The sequence below is a fragment of the Marinovum algicola genome (assembly GCF_900109145.1).
GTDB lineage: Bacteria > Pseudomonadota > Alphaproteobacteria > Rhodobacterales > Rhodobacteraceae > Marinovum > Marinovum algicola.
The window spans coordinates 21,018-39,430 of the sequence record NZ_FNYY01000006.1; the positions used below are offsets into that span (position 1 = coordinate 21,018).

Sequence of the window (18,413 nt, forward strand, 5' to 3'; positions counted from 1 at the left end):
CCCTACATCTTATCAACAGCGGCATCGCCGATGTTATCAACTCCACGTTCTGCCAGCAGTTTGTCGAGCCAGTCCGGATCCATCTCGGGCACCGAAGACAGCAGAAGATCGGTGTAGGCATGATGCGGCGGGGTGAACATCTCGGTCTTGGGCCCCTGTTCCACCACCACGCCATCCTTCATCACCACCACCTCGTCGGCGATCGACCGCACGGTGGCGAGGTCATGGGTGATGAACATGTAGCTGAGCTGCAGTTCGTCCTGAAGCCGCGCCAGCAACCGCAGGATGCCCTCGGCCACAAGCTGATCGAGCGCCGATGTCACCTCGTCACAGATAATGAACTTGGGTTCCGCCGCAAGGGCGCGGGCAATGCCGACGCGCTGTTTCTGGCCGCCGGACAGCTCGCCCGGCAGCCGGCCGGCGAATTGCGCCGGGTCGAGCTCGATATGCTCGAGCAGCTCGTTCACCCGGCGACGCTTCTCCTTGCCGCGCAGGCCGAGGTAGAATTGCACCGGCCGGCCGATGATCTGGGCGATGGTCTTGCGCGGATTGAGCGCGGTATCGGCCATCTGATAGATCATCTGTACTTGGCGAAGCTGCATCTTGGAGCGTTTGCGATAGTCCGGCGGCAGCGCCTCGCCATCGAGCAGGATCTGCCCCTGACGGGGCGGCAGCAACCCGGTGATGCAGCGCGCGGTCGTGGATTTGCCCGATCCGCTCTCGCCCACCACAGCGACGGTGCGGGCCTCGTGAATGTCGAAGCTGACGTCTTGCAGAACGTCGATCTTGCCATAGCCGGCGGTGACATTCCTGACCGAGATCACCGGCACTGCCCCCTTGGGCGCCAGCGGCTTTTCCGCATGCTGGAACTCGCGCACCGCCCAGAGGCTCTTGGTGTAATCCTCCTGCGGATGGTCGAGCATCTCGCGGGTCGTGGCCTCTTCCACCTCGTCCCCCTTGAGCAGCACCTTGATCCGATCGGCCATCTGCGCCACCACCGCCAGATCGTGGGTGATGTAGATCGCAGCGGTGTCGAAATCCTCGACGATCTTGCGGATCGCCGCCAGCACCTCGATCTGGGTGGTCACGTCGAGCGCGGTGGTCGGCTCGTCAAAGATGATGAGATCCGGCCGGCAGGACATCGCCATCGCCGTCATTGCCCGCTGCAACTGCCCGCCCGAGACCTGATGCGGATAGCGAAAGCCGATTTCCTCGGGGTTGGGCAGGCGCAGCCGGCGGTAAAGCTCGATACCGTCCTCGGCGCTCTCGCCCCGGCCCATGACGCCATGCACCACCGGTCCTTCGGTGTGCTGGTCGATCAGCCGATGCGCCGGGTTGAAGCTGGCGGCGGCGGATTGCGCCACATAGGCGATGCGTTTGCCCAGCAGGTTGCGCTTGGTATTGGCCGAGGCATTGACCAGGTCGATGCCGTCGAACTCGACCGAGCCGCCGGCAATCCGCACCCCGTCGCGGGTAAAGCCCATGGCGGCCAGCCCGACGGTGGATTTGCCGGCCCCGCTTTCGCCGATCAATCCCAGCACCTCGCCCTTGTCGAGCGTCAGGCTCACGCCATTGACGATCCGGCTCCAGCTTTCGTCGCTGCGGCCCTCGAGCACGAGGTCGTTGATCGTCAGCAGGCGGCTCATTCCTTCAACCCCGAGGACTTGTGCAGCATCCAGTCGACCACGAAATTCACCGCCACGGTCAGCAGCGCAATCGCCCCGGCGGCCAGCAGCGGCAGCGTCGCGGTCAGCGGCGAAAAGGCGGCGAAATTGATGAACTGCGCCAGATCGCGCACCATGGTGCCCCAATCCGCCAGCGGCGGCTGGATGCCGACGCCAAGGAACGACAGCGAGGCGATGGTCAGGAAGACAAAGCAGAAGCGCAGGCCGAACTCGGCCAGCAGCGGCGCGAGGGCGTTGGGCAGGATCTCGTCAAAGATCAGATAGCGCAGCCCCTCGCCGCGCAGCTTGGCGGCCTCGATGTAATCCATGACCACGATGTTCAGACCCACCGCGCGCGCCAGACGAAACACCCGCGTCGAATCGATCACCGCGATGATGATCACCATATAGACCGTCAGCAGCCATTTCTCCGATCCCGCCCAGGCGCTGGCGATGGTCATCAGCAGCAGCGCAAAGATCAGCGAGGGGATCGCCATCAACACATCGACGCCGCGGCTCAGCAACTGGTCGAGCCAGCCTTGCAGCGTCGCCGCCAGAAAGCCGAGGCTGCCGCCGATGAAAAAGGCCAGCAAGGTGGTGATGAAAGCGATGCCGACGGTGTTCTGCGCGCCATAGATCAGTCGCGACAGCAGATCGCGGCCGATCTGGTCGGTGCCCAGCGGAAACTCCGGGTTGCCGCCGGTGGCCGGGTTGCCGCCGGGCAGAACGTTGACGGCGTTGAACACCTCGGCCTGGCCATGCGGCGCGATCTGGCCGGCAAAGATCGCCACCACGGCATAGATCAGGATCATCAGGATGCCGAAGGCGGCGGTCAGCGGCATGTTGCGGAACATCTTGCGGCTGCCCGCCGGGCCGACATGCCGGCCCGCCAGGCGAAAGACAAAGGCCGCCAGCGCGAAGATCACAAAGCCCTGCACCGCCCAGCGAAAGAACATCACGCTGGCGCGCGGAATGCCCGCCTCGGTCGCCGTGGGCTGAAAGTAGAACCAGACGCCAAGCCCCAGAAGCAGCGCCGAAAACGCATACCCGAAGGCCACCGCCAACGGCATGTCGCGATAGCGTGGCGCATTGCCGGTGGTTGTCTGTGCAATCCGGCGGCCCAGCCAGCCCAGAGCCAGACAGGCCAGCAGCGCGCCCGAAACGTAAAGCAGAGCGGTCATTTCGGATGCCTCAGACGCGGGTTGGACAAAATCGACAGGATATCCGCCGTCAGGTTCAGCAGGATATAGGCGGCGGCAAAGATCAGGCAGCAGGCCTGCACCACCGGGATATCGCGGATTTTCACCGCATCGACGAACAGCTGGCCGATGCCGGGATAGACAAAGACCACCTCGACCACGACCACCCCGGTGATCAGATAGGCCAGGTTCAGCGCGATGACGTTGATGATCGGCGCCAGCGCATTGGGCAGCGCGTGGCGCACGATGACCCGCATCGGGCTGATGCCCTTGAGCCGCGCCATCTCGATATAGGGCGAGGCCAGCAGGTTGATGATCGCCGCCCGCGTCATCCGCATCATCTGCGCCAGCACGATCAGCGTCAGCGTCAGCGCCGGCAGCATGGTCGCCCGGAGCCGTTCGGAAAACGCCATGCCGTCATAGATGTTCGACAGCGACGGCAGCATCGGATTGAGCACCGCCAGGAACAGGATCAGCATGTAGGCCAGAAAGAATTCGGGGCTGGAGACCGAAGAGAGCGTGAAGATATTGGTGAACCGGTCGAACACCGAGCCGCGATAGAGCGCCGCCAGCACCCCCAGCGCCACCGCCACCGGCACCGCGATCGCCGCCGTCACCCCGGCCAGAAAGATCGTATTGGCAAAGCGTGGCGCGATCTGCGAAGCCACGGTCTTCATCTCGCCACCGCCGAGCGAGGACTGGAAGTTGAGCTGCGCGAAGGAGGTGCCCAGATCGCCGGTCAGGATGGCCCCCAGCCAGCCGACGTAACGCGTCACCAGGGGTTCGTCCAGCGCCAGGTCGCGCCGGATCGCCGCCACCGCCTCGGGCGTGGCGCCCTGACCCAGAATCACCTGGGCGAAATCCCCCGGAAGCGCGTTGACGGCGACGAAAATGACGATGGAAACCACAAAGAGCGTGACAAGGCCCAGAGCGAGCCGCTGAAGTACGATTTTCAAGACGCCAGGCACGTGGCAGGTCATCCCGGTATGGTGAGTGGTTGGGAAAGCCTAGCGATCCCCTCTCAAATGTAAACCGGTTTGATAAATCAGCGCTCGGCCAGATGGTCCATCGCCCGCACCAGTTCCGCCGAGATGCCCGGCTCCGACAGCGCATGGCCGGCATTGCGGATCATCCGCAGCTCGGAATTGGGCCAGCGGCGCGACAGCTCCCAGGCGCGGCGCGGCGGGCAGATCATGTCATAACGGCCTTGCACGATGACGCCGGGGATCTGCGCGATGCGGTCCACCTGGTCGAGGATCTGGCCGTCGTAATCCAGGAAACCGCCATTGATGAAATAGTGATTCTCGAGCCGGGCAAAGGCGCGGGCATACTCCCCCGGCGTCTCGCCGCCATGGCCCGAGGAATAGACCGAGGCCAGCGCATTCTCCCAGGCCGACCAGGCCTTGGCATAACGGGTTTCCTCGGGAAGATTGCCGGAAAACAACCGCTTGTGATAGGCGGCGATCATGTCGTCCTGCTCGTCCTCGGGGATCAGGTCGGCAAAGCGCTGCCAGGTTTCGGGCCAGAACTGCCCGGCGCCGCCGCCATAGAACCAGCGGAGCTCGGCCTGGGTCATCATGAAAACGCCGCGCAGCACCAGCGCCCGCACCGCCTCCGGGTGGGTCTCGGCATAGATCAGCGCCAGGGTGGCGCCCCAGCTGCCGCCGAAGACCGTCCACCGGCCGATGCCAAGCACCTCGCGGATGCGTTCGATATCCGCCACCAGATGCCAGGTGGTGTTGTGTTCGACGCTGGCATGCGGCCGCGACCGGCCACAGCCGCGCTGATCGAAAAGCACGACACGATAGACCCGGGGGTCGAAATAGCGCCGCATCGCCGGGCTGCATCCGCCGCCCGGGCCGCCATGCAGCACCACCACCGGGAGGCCGTCGGGCCGGCCGGACTGCTCGACATAGACCTTGTGGCCATCTCCGACGTCGAGCATGCGCTGATCGAAGGGATCGATCTGCGGATAGAGATATTGCACTGCGCGCTTTTGGCCTGAGAACTTGTCCATAATCATCCTATATGAGACCGAGGGACCGAAAGACCATAGGGAGCATGCCATGCAAACCGCCCAGACCACAGTCGATCCGTCGGAAATCTCGAAATTCGAGGCGATGGCCGCCGAATGGTGGGATCCCGCCGGCAAGTTCAAGCCGCTGCACATGCTCAATCCCTGCCGGCTGGACTATATCACCAGCCAGATCGCCGGCGAGTTCTCGCGCGACCTGAGCGCGCCGCGCCCCTTCGAGGGGCTGCGCCTGCTCGACATCGGCTGCGGCGGCGGGCTGCTCTGCGAACCGATGGCGCGGCTCGGGGCCACCGTGGTCGGCGCCGATGCCGCCGCCGGCAATATCCCGGTGGCGCGGCTGCACGCCGAACAGCAGGGGCTCGAGATCGACTACCGGCATGTCACCGCCGAGGCGATGGTGGAGCAGGGCGAACAATTCGACGTGGTGCTCAACATGGAGGTGGTGGAACATGTCGCCGATCCGCCGGCCTATCTCACCGCCTGCCAGCGCCTGCTGAAACCCGGCGGCATGCAGATCTGTTCGACCATAAACCGCAACCCCAAGAGCTTTGCCATGGCCATCCTCGGCGCCGAATGGGTGATGCGCTGGCTGCCCAGGGGCACCCATGAATGGTCGAAATTCATCACCCCCGAAGAGCTGTTCGAACTGCTCAAGAAATCCGGCATGAACCCGGTCGACCGCAAGGGCTTCGTCTTCAACCCGGTCACCTGGGGCTGGTCGATCTCGTCGCGCGACCTGAGCGTGAACTATGTCACCACCAGCCTGAAACCGGCCTGATACCCCCGCCCTGTCCTCTTGCTTCAAATACCGCGGGGAGCGCGAGGGGCTGGCCCCTCGCTCCGCCACCGGCCCAAGGACGCCCGCTCAGCCTTCGTCTTCCAGCTTCAGCCGCAGGTCGCGCAGGATCGGCAGCGCCGCCCGGACCCGCTCCTGCCCCAGTTCGCCCACCAGATCGGTGATCAGCGGCGTGATCGCATCCAGCGCCGCATCCCGCGCCTGCACCCCGGCCGGCGAGATCGTCACCAGCTTCGACCGGGCGTCGTCCCAATCGGGCCGGATATGGATGAACCCGGCCGCCTCGAGCTTGCTCAGCGTGTTGGTCATCGCCCCCCGGGTCACGTGAAACGACCGGGCAAGCTGCGCCGGCGTCCGCTCCTGCTTGAAGCGCGCCAGGTGGTTGAGCACCGAAAAATGCGACAATTCCATGCCTTTGGGCAGCATCCGGCTGAGCCGGTTGCGCAACATCTGATCGGCGGTAAACAGCTCCGAGAACAGCGCCACCGCGAGGCCATTGGCAGTCTGATCGGCCATCAGGGTCCTGTGAAGTCACGGTCATCGGTGAGCGAGGGCACCCGCTCGCGGGCTTTGTCCACCGCTTCCCGGCTCAGGTCAACCCAAAGCACCTCCGGCGCCTCGCCGGCCTCGGCCAGGATCTCACCCCAGGGCGCCACTGCCATGGAATGCCCATATGTTGTGCGCTGTTTGCCACGCACCGCATCATGCGTGCCGCATTGCGCCGCCGCCAGCACCCAGGCCCCGCTCTCGATCGCCCGAGCACGCAGCAGCGGTTGCCAATGGGCGGCGCCAGTGACCGGCGAAAAGGCCGATGGCACCAGCAGCACCTCGGCCCCGGCATGGGCCAGCGCGCGGTAAAGCTGCGGGAACCGCAGATCGTAGCAGATGCTCAGGCCGAGGGTGGCAAAGGGCGTCTCGACCACCACCGCCGCGGTGCCGGGGCGGAAGCCCGCGCTTTCGCGATAGGTCTCGGTCTCGCTGACCTGCACGTCGAACATGTGGATCTTGTCATAACGCGCGACGATGTCGCCCGCCGGTCCGATCAGGAAGGAGCGGTTGGCGAAACGCCCGTCGGCCGCGCCGGTTTTCAACGCCAGCGACCCGATCGAGAGCCAGATCCCCCGCCGCGCCGCCAGATCGCGCAATCCGGCGAGGGTGATGTCGTCTTTCTCCTGTTGCAGCACCGCCTGCTGCCGGGTCCGGCTGGCCGAGACGCAATTCGTCACCTCGGGCGTCAGAACGAACCCCGCGCCCTCGGCCACCGCGGCTTCGATCCGCGCCGCCGTGATGGCGAGGTTTTCCGCCGGATCGTCGGTGGACGACAGTTGCAGCAGCGCGCTGCGCATCAGGCGGCGTCGAGCAGCGGGTCAAGCTTGCCGGAGCGTTCCAGCGCAAACAGGTCGTCACAGCCGCCGACATGGGTTTCGCCCACGAAGATCTGCGGCACGGTGCGGCCGCCATTGGCGCGCTGGATCATCTCGGGCTTGCGGTCGGGGTTTTGCAGCACGTCGATCTCGTCATAGGCAACGCCCTTCTGGTCCAGCAGCCGTTTGGCGGCGTGACAGAAGCCGCAGAGCGGCGAGGTGTAGATTTCAATCCGGGGCATTCTGGCTTTCCTTTGCTGTTGCCCCTTACCTAGTCCTCCCGCACCGCTCTTGCCAGTACACCGGCGCATATCGGCCCGGCGCCCGCCGCACGCAGCGCCGCGCCACAGGCCGAGAGCGTCGCGCCGGTGGTCAGAACATCGTCGATCAGCAGCACCGGGCGGTGCGCCGCCACCCGATGCCGCCGTCCGGGGTGCAGCCGGATCGCGCCCGCCAGCACGGCGCGCCGCTCCTCCCCCGTCATCCGGCCAAGACTGCGGGTGCGCCGCACCCGTTGCAGCAGATCGGGGCAGTAGGACAGACCCAGCTCGCCCGCCAGCGCCCTGGCCAGCCGCGCGGATTGATTGTAGCGGCGCGACATCAGCCGCAGCCAGTGCAGCGGCACCGGCGCCACCAGCATCTGCGGCAGGATCAGCGGCCGCAGCACGCGGGCCAGCCAGAGCGCGCCGATGCGGGCGATGTCATTGCGGTCATTGTGTTTCATCCCCAACACCAGCCGCCGGCCATTATCATGATAGAGCAGCGCCGCGCGGGCCCGATCCCAGCCGCGCGGATAGGCCAGACAGGCATCGCAGTGGGCGATCTCGTCGGGGTTGCTGCCCGGCAGGGGCGTGCCGCAGCCGTCACAGACCAGCCCGCCCAGAAACGGCGTGTCGCGCCAGCAGGCCCCGCAGAGACCGAAATCGCTTTCGACCATCTCGCGGCAGATCAGACATTGCGGCGGATAGATCATCCGCAGAGCGGTTTGAACAATCTCTCCCATGGCTCTATCTACCCCACATGCAGCCACGCCTCACCGATACCGCGGCCCTCGCCCGCAACCGCCAGCGCGCCCGTCAGGAGGCGCTGTTCCTGTTTCAGACCGCGCGCGACGACCTTCAGGATCGGCTGACATTGGTTAACAGAACCTTTACGGCGCCGGCGATCGTCACCGGCCAGCCGCAGATCTGGCGGGGCACGCTGCCCGGGGCGCGATTGGTGGCCGACAGCGACACCCTGGCGCTTGATCAGCAGGCGCATGACCTGATCCTGCACAGCCATGCGCTGCACTGGGCCGAAGACCCGGTCGGCCAGTTGATCCAATGTCGCCGCGCACTGCGGCCCGATGGCTTCTTTCTTGCCTCGCTGTTCGGCGGCCGCACCCTGCAAGAGCTGCGCGCCTGCCTTGCCACCGCCGAGGCCGAGGTCACCGGAGGGTTGTCGCCGCGCATCGCGCCGATGGCCGAGATCCGCGACATGGGCGGGCTGTTGCAGCGCGCGGGCTTTGCCCTGCCGGTGGCCGATGCCTTTGCGCTCACCGTGACCTATGCCTCGGCGCTGCACCTGATGCGCGATCTGCGGGCGATGGGCGAGGCCAATGCGCTGGACGCGCGGCTGCGCCATCCGACCCGCCGCGCGGTGCTGCTCCGCGCCGCCGAGATCTATGCCGAGGCCCATGCCGATGCCGGCGGCCGTATCCCCGCCACCTTCGAAATCATCGTGCTCACCGGCTGGGCGCCCGACGAGAGCCAGCCGCAGCCGTTGCGGCCGGGATCGGCCAAGGCGCGGCTGGCTGACGCATTGGCAACGCGCGAAACCAAGCTGAATGATTGACGGCGGGGGGACAGTCGTTATCTGTCTCCCGATCCTATGCCAGCGGAGACCCTGATGCGCGACACCAGCCAGCCCGGAGCCACCTGCCCGGCCCATGCCCCGAAAGACCACCCCGCGATCCCGGCGCAGAAAGTGGGCATCCTTCTGGCCAACCTCGGCACGCCGGACGGCACCGATTACTGGTCGATGCGCCGCTATCTGGGCGAATTCCTGTCAGACAAGCGGGTGATCGACTATCCGGCGTGGAAATGGCAGCCGCTGTTGCAGCTCATCATCCTGAGCAAGCGGCCTTTCACCTCGGGCGCGGCTTATCGCACGATCTGGAACACCGAGGCCGACGAAAGCCCGCTGATGACGATCACCAAGGCCCAGACCGCCGCGATCCGCGAGACCCTGACCGACCAGTACGGCGACCGGGTGATGGTCGAATTCTGCATGCGCTACGGCAACCCCTCGACCCGGTCCAAGGTGCGCGAGATGGTCGCCGCCGGCTGCACCAAGATCGTGTTTTTCCCGCTTTATCCGCAATATGCCGGGGCCACTTCGGCCACCGCCAACGATCAGTTCTTTCGGGCGCTGATGCAGGAGAAATGGCAACCCACGGCGCGCATCGTCGATCCTTATTTCGAACATCCCGCCTATATCGACGCCCTGGCGCAATCGGTCGAGCGGCGCTACGCCGATCTCGAGACGCGGCCGGATATCCTGGTGTGTTCCTACCACGGGGTGCCCAAGCGCTATCTGATGGAAGGCGACCCCTACCACTGCCAATGCCAGAAGACGACGCGCCTGCTGAAGGAACGGTTGGGCTGGGCGGATACCGAGATCACCACCACCTTTCAGTCGCAGTTCGGCCCCGAGGACTGGCTCCGGCCTTACACGGTGGACGAGGTGGCGCGGCTGGCCCGCGAGGACGGCAAAAAGAACATCGCGGTGATCGCGCCGGCATTTTCCGCCGATTGCATCGAGACGCTGGAAGAGATCAACGAAGAGATCCGCGAGAGCTTTGAAGAAGCCGGCGGCGCGCGCTTTACCTATGTGCCCTGCCTGAACGACGATCCGGCGCATATCGCGGCGCTGAGCACGGTGATCCGCGAGAACCTCGGCGGCTGGCTCGACTGACCGGGCGGCCGGCGCCGAACCGGCCCGATGCAGAATAGAAAAAGCGGCGCCCGAGGACGCCGCTTTCTCTTTTTTCGATCAGGTCGTGCTTAGTCAGCCGAAGCGACAGCAACAACCAGGGCAAGCAGGATCAGCGGAACCAGGATACCGGCCGACGTGGATGCTTGCGTGGTTTCTTCAACGATCACCGGTGCTTCGATGATGACGTCGTCTTTTGCATACGAACCGGCGAATGCGGTCGAAGCTGCTGCGGACAGGGCCGCTGCGAGTGCGAGTTTCTTCATATCATATCCTCCAGATATTCACTTACCGCTCTTTAACCATACTGGTTGCGGCAAGCACCCAAGACTTACCTCGTGGTTTTTTTCTAAGCAGCTTATCTGGGGGATTGCAAACTCATCTTTGTTGTGGGCTCTCGCAGAGCGCCGATTTGTCGTCAAATTAGCAACACTTGTGTGCCCACTTTGGCCCGGCTGAAAAGTTCCGCAATGTGCTGATTATAAAGGCCAATACAGCCGTTCGACGAGCGACGGCCGATCTTGCGCGTGTCATGTGTGCCGTGGATACGGTAGTAGGTCCAACTCAGATAGAGCGCATGGGTTCCAAGCGGATTGTCAGGCCCCGGACCGACGTAATCCGGCCACTCGGGATTGCGCTTTTTCATCGACGGCGTGGGGCGCCATTCCGGCCCCTCGACCTTGCGGATCACCGAGGTGCGGCCGCGTCGCGTCAGATCTTCGGTCAGCGGCACCGAGGTGGGATAAAGCCGGTAGGTCTCGCCGTTCTGCGACCAGTAGTGCAGCGCCCGGCTGGTGATGTCGACGAGGATCGCGCCGTTGGAGAGCGAATTGAAATAGGGCCGCCAGTCGAGCGATCGAAAGCTCGAGATATTGCGCCGCACCGCCGGGGAGATATCCTGCTCGATCTCGATGCTGCCCTGGGTCTGCGCCAGTGCGGGCGCGCCGATCAGTGCGGCGGAACCGGCCACGAAGGCGCGGCGATTCAACTGAGTCGCTGAAGTCTTGGTCATAATCCCGTTCCTCGCAAACGCCGTCATGATCACGACAATTTTAGTGCGCGAAAGCCTCAGTCGCAAATCAAACCGCCGTCAGCGCGCGGATCGCCGCCGAGGTGGGTTTGAAAGGCCACTGCTTTCCGGATAAGTCGGACAAAACGAATTTCGGGTGGATCCAGTCATGAAACGTTTCGCAGTCCTGCTTCTGCCTCTGGTCTTTCTGGTTGCGGCCTGCACCACGACGCCCTCGGGCCCGCCGCAGCTTGGCCCCGACGGCAAGCCGCTGCCCAAGGTCTATCGCCTCGGCGCCGGCGACGAAGGCCGGGTGCAGTTCCGCATGCTCGACGCGGTCAACGCTCTGCGCGAAGCGCGCGGGCTGGCAAACGTGCAGCTCAACGCCCAGCTCAACGCCGCCGCCGCCACCCATGCGCGCGACATGTCGGTGCAGAACCGGCCCTGGCACTTCGGCTCTGACGGCTCTTCGCCGATCGACCGGGTGGCGCGGGTCGGCTATCGCGGCCGGATGCTGGGCGAGGCGATCTCGGAAACCTATGAGACCGAGCTGGAAACCCTGGCCGCCTGGATGGAAGAGCCGGGCACGCGCGACGTGATCCTCGCGCCCGATGCCCGCGACATGGGCTTTGCCTACTTCCAGGAATCCAACGGCAAGATCTGGTGGACCATGGTTCTGGGTGCCCCCGGCGCGCCGGGCTATCGGCCAGATGCCGCGATCGCCACCGGCCCGGCCGGCCTGCAACCGATCGAGGATATCGCCGCCGCCGCGATCAACCTGTCCGAAGACGGCTCCTGAACGCCGTCAAACCGCCGCCCGCGACCGGGTGAGCGACAGGAAGACGTCTTCGAGATCGGCCTCCTGGGTCTTGACGTCGCGAATGCGGATACCCGCGGCCCGCACCGCGCCCAAAACGTCCTCGGCGCTGGTGTCCTGGCTGCGGTACTGCACGAAGATCGCATCGCCCTTGCGGCTGACATCCAGCCCCGGCGCCTCGGGCAGGGTCTCGACCGCGCCTTCGGGGTGAATGACCATCGCCTTGGCATCCAGCCGCCCCAGCAGGTTGGCGGTGGAATCCCGTGCCGCCACCTCGCCGTGGTTGACGATGGCGATCTCGTCGCACATTTCCTCGGCCTCTTCGAGGTAATGCGTCGTCAGTATGATCGTCATGCCTCGCTCGCGGTTGAGCTTGCGCACGTTGTCCCAAAGCATCTGCCGCAGCTCGATGTCGACCCCAGCGGTCGGTTCATCGAGCACGAGTATGCGTGGATGATGCACCAGCGCCTTGCCCAACAGCAGCCGCCGCCGCATCCCGCCCGACAGGGTTCGGGCATAGGCATTGGCCTTGTCCTCGAGCCCGACCATGGCAAGGATCTCGTCGCTGCGCCGTTCCGATTTCGGCACGCCGTAGAGCCCGGCCTGCACCTCGAGCGCGGCGCGCGGGGCAAAGAACGGATCGAGGTTCAGCTCCTGCGGCATCACGCCGATGGCGGCGCGCGACTGGCGCGGGTTCACATCCTGGTCGAAGCCCCAGATCTTGACCGAGCCCGCGGTCTTGATCACCAGCCCGGCGAGGATGTTGATCAGCGTCGACTTGCCCGCGCCATTGGGGCCGAGCAGGCCAAAGACCGAGCCCTCGGGGATATCGAGATCGATCCCTTTCAGCGCCTCCTTGGCAGGGGCATTCTTTTGCGCGGCATAGGTCTTTTTCAAGCCGCGAATCTCGATGGCTGACTGGGTCATGCAGAGTTCCGTTTGATCGTGACGCCCTTGGGATACCGTGCCTGAGGCCCGGCTTAAACCGGCAATCAGGCCGGCGTCTCCGCTTTGTCGCCGGCGTCGCCCCGCCGCGACAGCGCGGTTTCGATCCGCGCCGCACGGGGATTTTTGCCATCGGCATTGGCCGGCCAGCCTTCGCGCTGCGCGTTGCGGTCGCCGTCGGTCTCTTCGGTCTGGTCGTGAAACAGCACCATCCGCGTCGGATAGGGCATGTCGACCCCCTTGGCATCGAGCGCGTTGTAGACCTCCTTGATCACCCGCGCAAAGACTTGCACCACGTCGGCGCGCGGCGATTTCGTCCACCAGCGCAGCCGGACCGTGTTGCCGTCGGCATCCATCGACCAGGGCAGCGCCTCGGGGGCCGGATCGCCCAGCACGCCGTCGACCTGGGTGCAGGTCTCGACCATGATCTTGCAGGCGCGGTCGAAATCGTCGGAACAGCCGATCTGGATGTCATATTGCGAGCGCCGGGTGTCATAGGCGGTATTGACGGTGACCGCATCGGTATAGATGTCGGCATTGGGGATGACGACGCGGCGGCCGTCATAGGTCTTGATCAGCGTCGCCCGGGTCTCGATCCGCTCGACCGTGCCTTCGAAACCGCCCGAGACGATCTGATCGCCGACTTCGAAGGGCTGGCGCAGCAGGATCAGGATGCCGGCCAGCATGTTTTGCAGGATGTCCTTGAAGGCAAAACCGATGGCCACCGAAGAGATGCCGAGGCCGGCAAAGAGATCGCCCGGCGTCACCGAGGGCGCGATGATGGTGATCGCCAGCATGACGCCGACGATGATGATCGCCCAGCGCACCAGCGCGCCGCCGACGTCGCCCAGGCTCGGGCGGTCGTGCTTGTGGCCCGCGCGCGCCAGAAGGCGGCCGATCCAGCCGGCAGCAAACCAGAACAGCAAGAGCACGACAAGGCCGACCGCGAGGTTCGGCAGCAGGCGAAAGAAGCCGTCGAGCCAAGTATCGATCTTTTCAAAGATGTTGCCGACGTCCGCGTCAACCTGTTCGATCCCGGTTTCGTCCTGCTCCATCCTGTCCCGCCTTTCGTGCTGCACGTGGCCAAGGACATGGCGCGGCCGCCTGCGAGGTCAAGCGGGCCGGGCCGAAGCTCTTGCCGAAGCGCCATGGATCGCTATCATGCAGCCCGATTGCGCGGCCCGCCGCGCCGACCGGAAACAAGCGAGACTGACATGACCATCGCCCCGCCCGAAACCAAGATCGTTGCCGCCAACCGGGTTGCCTGCGACGGCGGCGAATCCGCGCTGGGCCATCCCCGCGTCTGGCTGATGATCCCGGCCAAGACCGGCTGGGTCGAATGCCCCTATTGCGACACCAAATACGTGCACCGCGATTTCGCCGAGGCGGCGGAAAAATGACGCTGCGTCGCGTCTCGGCGGGGCTTCTGGCACTGGCGGTGGTGGCAACGCTCGCCACCCGCATCGCGCTCAACATGGAAGCCAATGGCACCACGCTGCCCGAGGCGCTCTGGGGGATCTATCGCTATTTCACCATCTGGACCAATACCGCCGTGGCCCTGGCCGCCGGGCTGATCGCCCTGCGCGGTCGGCTTGACGGGCGGATCAGCGGCGGGCTGGTGATGGCGATTGCCGCCGTCGGCCTCGTCTATCACGCGCTGCTGGCCCATCTCAGCGATTATGCCGGGCTGGAGCTGCTGCTCGACGAGATGCTGCATACCGTGGTGCCGATCTGGTTCGTGCTGCACTGGCTGGCCTTTGAACCGAAAGAACGCGCCCGCCCGGCGGCCCTGCCCGCCTGGCTGGCCTTTCCGGCGGTCTATTGCTTCTATGCGCTGGGCCGCGCCGCGTTCGACGGGGTCTATCCCTATTTCTTCCTCGACATCCCCGAACAGGGGCTGGTGCAGGTGCTGATCAACATCGCCGGGCTGATTGCCGCCTTCGCGGTGCTCGGCGGCATCATCCTGCTAGTGGCGCGCATGCTCTCGGTCCGGCAGCTGGCGCAGCACGGCTGAGGCCGGAAACCGCGGAACCGAAAAAGAGACGCAGAGGGCGGCTGGCCTTGCCCGGCCGGGCGTGGCATGAAACGGGCCGACGCCAGTGGAGGGATGCGCAATGTCGCAACAATTCGGCAAGGGATGCCATCTGCATCTGATCGACGGATCGGCCTATATCTTTCGTGCCTATCACGCGCTGCCGCCGCTGACGCGCAAGTCCGACGGGCTGCCGATCGGCGCGGTCTCGGGGTTCTGCAACATGTTGCAGAAGTTCGTCGAGGACAACGCCGGCCCCAATGCGCCGACCCATGTGGCGGTGATCTTCGACAAGGGCAGCCATACCTTCCGCAACGACCTCTACGATCTTTACAAGGCCAATCGCGAGGCCATGCCCGAGGATCTGCGGCCGCAAATCCCGCTGACCCGCCGCGCCACCGAGGCCTTCAACATCGCCTGCAAGGAGCTGGAAGGCTTTGAGGCCGATGACATCATCGCCACCCTCGCCTGTCAGGCGCGCGCGGCCGGGGGGCGGGTGACCATATTGTCATCTGACAAGGATCTGATGCAGCTCGTGGGCGACGGCGTCGACATGCTCGACCCGATGAAGAACAAGCGCATCGACCGCGAGGGCGTGATGGAGAAATTCGGCGTCGGGCCGGAGCGGGTGGTGGATGTGCAGGCCCTGGCCGGCGACAGCGTCGACAACGTGCCCGGCGCGCCCGGCATCGGCATCAAGACCGCCGCGCTCTTGATCAACGAATACGGCTCGCTCGAGGATCTGCTCGACCGCGCCGCCGAGATCAAGCAGCCGAAACGCCGCCAGACCCTGATCGAGAAACGCGAACAGATCGAGATTTCCAAGAAGCTGGTGCAGCTTGATTGCGACATGGTTCTGCCCTTCACGCTGGACGATCTGGAAGTGCGCGACCCGCATGCCGAGACGCTGCTGGCCTTTCTGTCCGAGATGGAATTCCGCACCCTGACCAAGCGCATTTCCGACAAGCTGGGCGTCGAGGCGCCGGCGATCCCGGAGCCGGTGCAAGAGGCGCCGGAGGCGCAGGCCGAGCAGGTGCCTATCGCCCCGGAGACCTATGAATGCGTGCGCGACGCCGCGGCGCTTCAGCTCTGGATCGACCGGATCAACGACCGGGGCTATGTGGCGGTGGACACCGAGACCACCGGGCTCAACGAGATGCGCGCCGATCTGGTGGGCCTCTCGCTCTGTGTCACGCCGGGACAGGCCTGCTACATCCCGCTGGCCCATCGCGCCGCCGGCACCGACGATCTCTTCGGCTCGGACGATCTGGCCGAGGGGCAGATGGACCTCGAGGAATGCCTGGCGCTGCTGAAGCCGGTGTTCGAGGATCCGGCGGTGCTCAAGATCGGCCAGAACATGAAGTATGACGCCAAGATTCTGGCCCGCAACGGCATCAACGTGGCGCCGATCGACGACACCATGCTGATGTCTTATGCGATGAACGCCGGGCTGCACAATCATGGCATGGACGCGCTCTCGGAACGCTACCTGTCGCACAGCCCGATCCCGATCAAGGAGCTGCTGGGCACCGGCAAGGCCCAGATCACCTTTGACAGGGTCGCGATCGACAAGGCCGTCGGCTATGCGGCCGAGGATGCCGACATCACGCTGCGGCTCTGGCAAGCCTTCAAGCCGCAACTGCACCGCAAGAGCGTGACCCGGGTTTATGAACGGATGGAACGGCCGCTGGTGCCGGTGCTGGCGGAGATGGAGATGCATGGCATCAAGGTCGACCGCGACACGCTCTCGCGCATGTCGAACGCCTTTTCCCAGAAGATGGCGGCGCTGGAGGACGAGATCCACGAGCTGGCGGGGCGCAAGTTCAACGTCGGCTCGCCCAAGCAGCTGGGCGAGATCCTGTTCGACGAGATGGGCATCGAAGGCGGCAAGAAGGGCAAGACCGGCGCCTATGGCACCGGCGCCGATATCCTCGAGGATCTGGCGACGCTGCACGACCTGCCGGCGCGGGTGCTGGACTGGCGGCAGTTGTCGAAGCTGAAATCCACCTATACCGACGCGCTGCAAGAGCATATCCATCCCGACACCGGGCGGGTGCACACCTGTTATTCGATTGCCGGGGCCAACACCGGGCGTCTCGCCTCGACCGACCCGAACCTGCAAAACATCCCGATCCGCACCGAGGAAGGCCGCCGCATCCGCGAGGCTTTCGTGGCCGAGCCGGGCAATGTGCTGGTCTCGCTCGACTACAGCCAGATCGAACTGCGCATCCTGGCGCATATCGCCGGCATCGACGCGCTGAAAGAGGCCTTCCGCGAGGGCCAGGACATCCACGCCGCCACCGCGTCCGAGATGTTCGGCGTGCCGCTGGACGAGATGACACCCGAGGTGCGGCGGCAGGCCAAGGCGATCAACTTTGGCGTCATCTACGGCATTTCCGGCTTCGGCCTCGCGCGCAACCTGCGGATCCCGCGCGCCGATGCCCAGGGCTTCATCGACCGCTATTTCGAGCGGTTCCCGGGGATCAAGGAATACATGGATCAGACCGTGGCCTTCGCCAAGGAACACAAGCGCGTCGAAACGCTCTTTGGGCGGCAGATACACACACCCGAGATCGGCGCCAAGGGGCCGCACGCCGGATTCGCCAAACGCGCGGCGATCAACGCGCCGATCCAGGGCACGGCGGCGGATATCATCCGCCGGGCGATGATCCGCATGCCCGAGGCGATTGCGGGGCTGCCGGCCCGGATGTTGTTGCAGGTGCACGACGAACTCTTGTTCGAGGTGGATGCGGCGGCGGCCGAAGAGCTGATTTCGGTGGCGCGCGCGGTGATGGAAGGCGCGGCAGACCCGGTGGTGAAGCTCGACGTGCCGCTGGTGGCGGATGCCGGGCAAGGGGCCAACTGGGCGGAGGCGCATTGATCGGGGCGACTTTGGCGGGCGCGCCCCGGACCTGATCCGGGGCCTCCCGCGCCAAGAGGTCCCGGATCACGTCCGGGACGGGGTCAGGGAAGCTCGGCAGACGGAATCACTGGGAAGAAAGTGCCAGAAGACCACAGCCCGAACCAGCGCTCGCCCTCGACCTCGTGATGCGCGCCGATCTCGACCAGCCGGTAGAAACTCTTCCGGTCGATCAGCGCCTCCAGCTCGGCCCGCACCAACACATAAGGCGAAGGCTCGCCGGTCTCGGCATCGCGCTCCACCCGGATCGGCGCCTCCGGCCCCGCCACCGTGAAATCGCCGACATTGGTCTCGAAGGTCAGCACCTGGTCGCGGCCCTCTCCGGCAACCTCGAAATCCACCGCCACAAACGGCGCATCGTCGACGGTGATTCCGACCTTTTCGACCGGCGTCACCAGCACGTAGCGCGCGCCGTCCTTGCGCAGGATGGTGGAAAACAGCCGCACCAGCTCTTTTCTGCCGATCGGCGTCCCGAGATAGAACCAGGTGCCATCCCGCGCGATCCGCATGTCGAGATCGCCGCAATCCGGCGGATTCCACAGATGCACCGGCGGCAGGCCCTTGCCCTGCGACGCCGCCTTGGCCGAAGCGGCGATCCCCTCGGCCGAGGGCTGCACGCGATTTTGTGACGTCATTGCTTTTGCCATTTCCCGTTTCAA

Annotated in this window: 20 protein-coding genes; 7 read left to right on the forward strand and 13 right to left on the reverse strand. The window is 65.1% G+C overall.

The features are described 5' to 3' along the window. Positions 1 to 2 precede the first annotated feature (2 nt). The 4 genes from BMW90_RS10125 to pip all read right to left on the reverse strand — a co-directional run bounded on the left by BMW90_RS10125 (position 3) and on the right by pip (position 4,880). On the reverse strand, positions 3 to 1,646 hold the full coding sequence (locus BMW90_RS10125) for an ABC transporter ATP-binding protein (RefSeq protein WP_074836475.1): 1,644 nt from the start codon (positions 1,644 to 1,646) through the stop codon (positions 3 to 5). Continuing rightward, entirely contained in the window at positions 1,643 to 2,845 is a 1,203-nt protein-coding gene (locus tag BMW90_RS10130; RefSeq protein WP_170850533.1) for an ABC transporter permease, read from the reverse strand. Before BMW90_RS10130 ends, BMW90_RS10125 begins: the two co-directional genes overlap by 4 nt. Next, on the reverse strand, positions 2,842 to 3,831 hold the full coding sequence (locus BMW90_RS10135; protein WP_139211315.1) for an ABC transporter permease: 990 nt from the start codon (positions 3,829 to 3,831) through the stop codon (positions 2,842 to 2,844). Before BMW90_RS10135 ends, BMW90_RS10130 begins: the two co-directional genes overlap by 4 nt. A gap of 77 nt (positions 3,832 to 3,908) precedes the next feature. Then, entirely contained in the window at positions 3,909 to 4,880 is a 972-nt protein-coding gene (gene pip / locus BMW90_RS10140; protein WP_048533503.1) for a prolyl aminopeptidase, read from the reverse strand. Between the two features lie 49 nt (positions 4,881 to 4,929). On the opposite strand from pip, the gene ubiG reads away from it, so the two are divergent. Continuing rightward, positions 4,930 to 5,676 (forward strand): bifunctional 2-polyprenyl-6-hydroxyphenol methylase/3-demethylubiquinol 3-O-methyltransferase UbiG, encoded by a 747-nt coding sequence (gene ubiG, locus BMW90_RS10145; RefSeq protein ID WP_074836477.1) that lies wholly within the window; start codon positions 4,930 to 4,932, stop codon positions 5,674 to 5,676. Between the two features lie 87 nt (positions 5,677 to 5,763). Here ubiG and BMW90_RS10150 read toward each other — a convergent pair whose 3' ends face one another. From BMW90_RS10150 to BMW90_RS10165, 4 genes are read right to left on the reverse strand one after another with little or no spacing between them, the layout of a single operon-like run. Then, entirely contained in the window at positions 5,764 to 6,210 is a 447-nt protein-coding gene (locus BMW90_RS10150; RefSeq protein ID WP_048533505.1) for a MarR family winged helix-turn-helix transcriptional regulator, read from the reverse strand. Next, positions 6,210 to 7,040 (reverse strand): carbon-nitrogen hydrolase family protein, encoded by an 831-nt coding sequence (locus tag BMW90_RS10155; protein ID WP_074836478.1) that lies wholly within the window; start codon positions 7,038 to 7,040, stop codon positions 6,210 to 6,212. Before BMW90_RS10155 ends, BMW90_RS10150 begins: the two co-directional genes overlap by 1 nt. After that, positions 7,040 to 7,300, reverse strand: coding sequence for a glutaredoxin 3 (grxC, locus tag BMW90_RS10160; RefSeq protein ID WP_048533507.1), 261 nt, complete (start codon positions 7,298 to 7,300; stop codon positions 7,040 to 7,042). Before grxC ends, BMW90_RS10155 begins: the two co-directional genes overlap by 1 nt. Positions 7,301 to 7,329: 29 nt before the next feature. Continuing rightward, positions 7,330 to 8,061, reverse strand: coding sequence for a ComF family protein (locus BMW90_RS10165; RefSeq protein WP_074836479.1), 732 nt, complete (start codon positions 8,059 to 8,061; stop codon positions 7,330 to 7,332). A gap of 17 nt (positions 8,062 to 8,078) precedes the next feature. Between BMW90_RS10165 and BMW90_RS10170 the strand changes: the two genes are divergently transcribed. Next, the gene (locus BMW90_RS10170; RefSeq protein WP_074836480.1) at positions 8,079 to 8,891 is read left to right on the forward strand and encodes a methyltransferase domain-containing protein; all 813 of its coding nucleotides are present in this window, start codon (positions 8,079 to 8,081) and stop codon (positions 8,889 to 8,891) included. Positions 8,892 to 8,945: 54 nt separating this feature from the next. Further along, positions 8,946 to 10,013 (forward strand): ferrochelatase, encoded by a 1,068-nt coding sequence (gene hemH / locus BMW90_RS10175; RefSeq protein WP_048533510.1) that lies wholly within the window; start codon positions 8,946 to 8,948, stop codon positions 10,011 to 10,013. A gap of 89 nt (positions 10,014 to 10,102) precedes the next feature. Here the strand turns inward: hemH and BMW90_RS10180 are convergent, their stop codons facing one another. Both BMW90_RS10180 and BMW90_RS10185 read right to left on the reverse strand, forming a co-directional pair. Then, on the reverse strand, positions 10,103 to 10,297 hold the full coding sequence (locus BMW90_RS10180) for a hypothetical protein (protein ID WP_048533511.1): 195 nt from the start codon (positions 10,295 to 10,297) through the stop codon (positions 10,103 to 10,105). Between the two features lie 152 nt (positions 10,298 to 10,449). Next, complete coding sequence (locus BMW90_RS10185) at positions 10,450 to 11,043, reverse strand: L,D-transpeptidase (RefSeq protein ID WP_074836481.1); 594 nt, start codon at positions 11,041 to 11,043, stop codon at positions 10,450 to 10,452. A gap of 166 nt (positions 11,044 to 11,209) precedes the next feature. On the opposite strand from BMW90_RS10185, the gene dalA reads away from it, so the two are divergent. Continuing rightward, a complete protein-coding gene (gene dalA, locus BMW90_RS10190) occupies positions 11,210 to 11,839 on the forward strand; it encodes a divisome-associated lipoprotein DalA (protein WP_083416013.1) in 630 nt (209 codons plus the stop codon). Between the two features lie 6 nt (positions 11,840 to 11,845). Here dalA and BMW90_RS10195 read toward each other — a convergent pair whose 3' ends face one another. After that, positions 11,846 to 12,784, reverse strand: coding sequence for an ABC transporter ATP-binding protein (locus BMW90_RS10195; protein WP_048533513.1), 939 nt, complete (start codon positions 12,782 to 12,784; stop codon positions 11,846 to 11,848). A gap of 65 nt (positions 12,785 to 12,849) precedes the next feature. Further along, positions 12,850 to 13,857: a mechanosensitive ion channel family protein gene (locus tag BMW90_RS10200; RefSeq protein ID WP_244526480.1), complete on the reverse strand. Its 1,008-nt coding sequence runs from the start codon at positions 13,855 to 13,857 to the stop codon at positions 12,850 to 12,852. A gap of 159 nt (positions 13,858 to 14,016) precedes the next feature. Here BMW90_RS10200 and BMW90_RS10205 point away from each other — a divergent pair, with 159 nt between their 5' ends. The 3 genes from BMW90_RS10205 to polA all read left to right on the forward strand — a co-directional run bounded on the left by BMW90_RS10205 (position 14,017) and on the right by polA (position 17,715). Then, entirely contained in the window at positions 14,017 to 14,202 is a 186-nt protein-coding gene (locus tag BMW90_RS10205) for a zinc-finger domain-containing protein (RefSeq protein ID WP_048533515.1), read from the forward strand. Beyond that, entirely contained in the window at positions 14,199 to 14,816 is a 618-nt protein-coding gene (locus BMW90_RS10210; protein WP_048533516.1) for a Pr6Pr family membrane protein, read from the forward strand. Before BMW90_RS10205 ends, BMW90_RS10210 begins: the two co-directional genes overlap by 4 nt. Positions 14,817 to 14,916: 100 nt before the next feature. Beyond that, positions 14,917 to 17,715: a DNA polymerase I gene (gene polA / locus BMW90_RS10215; RefSeq protein WP_074836482.1), complete on the forward strand. Its 2,799-nt coding sequence runs from the start codon at positions 14,917 to 14,919 to the stop codon at positions 17,713 to 17,715. 83 nt (positions 17,716 to 17,798) lie between these two features. On the opposite strand, the gene BMW90_RS10220 is transcribed toward polA, so the two are convergent. Next, a complete protein-coding gene (locus tag BMW90_RS10220; RefSeq protein WP_048533518.1) occupies positions 17,799 to 18,389 on the reverse strand; it encodes a DUF1285 domain-containing protein in 591 nt (196 codons plus the stop codon). Positions 18,390 to 18,413 lie beyond the last annotated feature (24 nt).

Bases quoted from the DNA above. Each gene is read 5' to 3' on its own strand.
- BMW90_RS10195 (WP_048533513.1), bottom strand. From the start codon at position 12,784: ATGACCCAGTCAGCCATCGAGATTCGCGGCTTGAAAAAGACCTATGCC.
- BMW90_RS10165 (WP_074836479.1), bottom strand. From the start codon at position 8,061: ATGGGAGAGATTGTTCAAACCGCTCTGCGGATGATCTATCCGCCGCAA.
- pip (WP_048533503.1), bottom strand. From the start codon at position 4,880: ATGGACAAGTTCTCAGGCCAAAAGCGCGCAGTGCAATATCTCTATCCG.
- BMW90_RS10185 (WP_074836481.1), bottom strand. From the start codon at position 11,043: ATGACCAAGACTTCAGCGACTCAGTTGAATCGCCGCGCCTTCGTGGCC.
- BMW90_RS10220 (WP_048533518.1), bottom strand. From the start codon at position 18,389: ATGACGTCACAAAATCGCGTGCAGCCCTCGGCCGAGGGGATCGCCGCT.
- hemH (WP_048533510.1), top strand. From the start codon at position 8,946: ATGCGCGACACCAGCCAGCCCGGAGCCACCTGCCCGGCCCATGCCCCG.
- BMW90_RS10180 (WP_048533511.1), bottom strand. From the start codon at position 10,297: ATGAAGAAACTCGCACTCGCAGCGGCCCTGTCCGCAGCAGCTTCGACC.
- BMW90_RS10155 (WP_074836478.1), bottom strand. From the start codon at position 7,040: ATGCGCAGCGCGCTGCTGCAACTGTCGTCCACCGACGATCCGGCGGAA.
- polA (WP_074836482.1), top strand. From the start codon at position 14,917: ATGTCGCAACAATTCGGCAAGGGATGCCATCTGCATCTGATCGACGGA.
- BMW90_RS10125 (WP_074836475.1), bottom strand. From the start codon at position 1,646: ATGAGCCGCCTGCTGACGATCAACGACCTCGTGCTCGAGGGCCGCAGC.
- dalA (WP_083416013.1), top strand. From the start codon at position 11,210: ATGAAACGTTTCGCAGTCCTGCTTCTGCCTCTGGTCTTTCTGGTTGCG.
- BMW90_RS10205 (WP_048533515.1), top strand. From the start codon at position 14,017: ATGACCATCGCCCCGCCCGAAACCAAGATCGTTGCCGCCAACCGGGTT.
- grxC (WP_048533507.1), bottom strand. From the start codon at position 7,300: ATGCCCCGGATTGAAATCTACACCTCGCCGCTCTGCGGCTTCTGTCAC.
- BMW90_RS10170 (WP_074836480.1), top strand. From the start codon at position 8,079: ATGCAGCCACGCCTCACCGATACCGCGGCCCTCGCCCGCAACCGCCAG.
- BMW90_RS10210 (WP_048533516.1), top strand. From the start codon at position 14,199: ATGACGCTGCGTCGCGTCTCGGCGGGGCTTCTGGCACTGGCGGTGGTG.
- BMW90_RS10150 (WP_048533505.1), bottom strand. From the start codon at position 6,210: ATGGCCGATCAGACTGCCAATGGCCTCGCGGTGGCGCTGTTCTCGGAG.
- BMW90_RS10130 (WP_170850533.1), bottom strand. From the start codon at position 2,845: ATGACCGCTCTGCTTTACGTTTCGGGCGCGCTGCTGGCCTGTCTGGCT.
- BMW90_RS10200 (WP_244526480.1), bottom strand. From the start codon at position 13,857: ATGGAGCAGGACGAAACCGGGATCGAACAGGTTGACGCGGACGTCGGC.
- ubiG (WP_074836477.1), top strand. From the start codon at position 4,930: ATGCAAACCGCCCAGACCACAGTCGATCCGTCGGAAATCTCGAAATTC.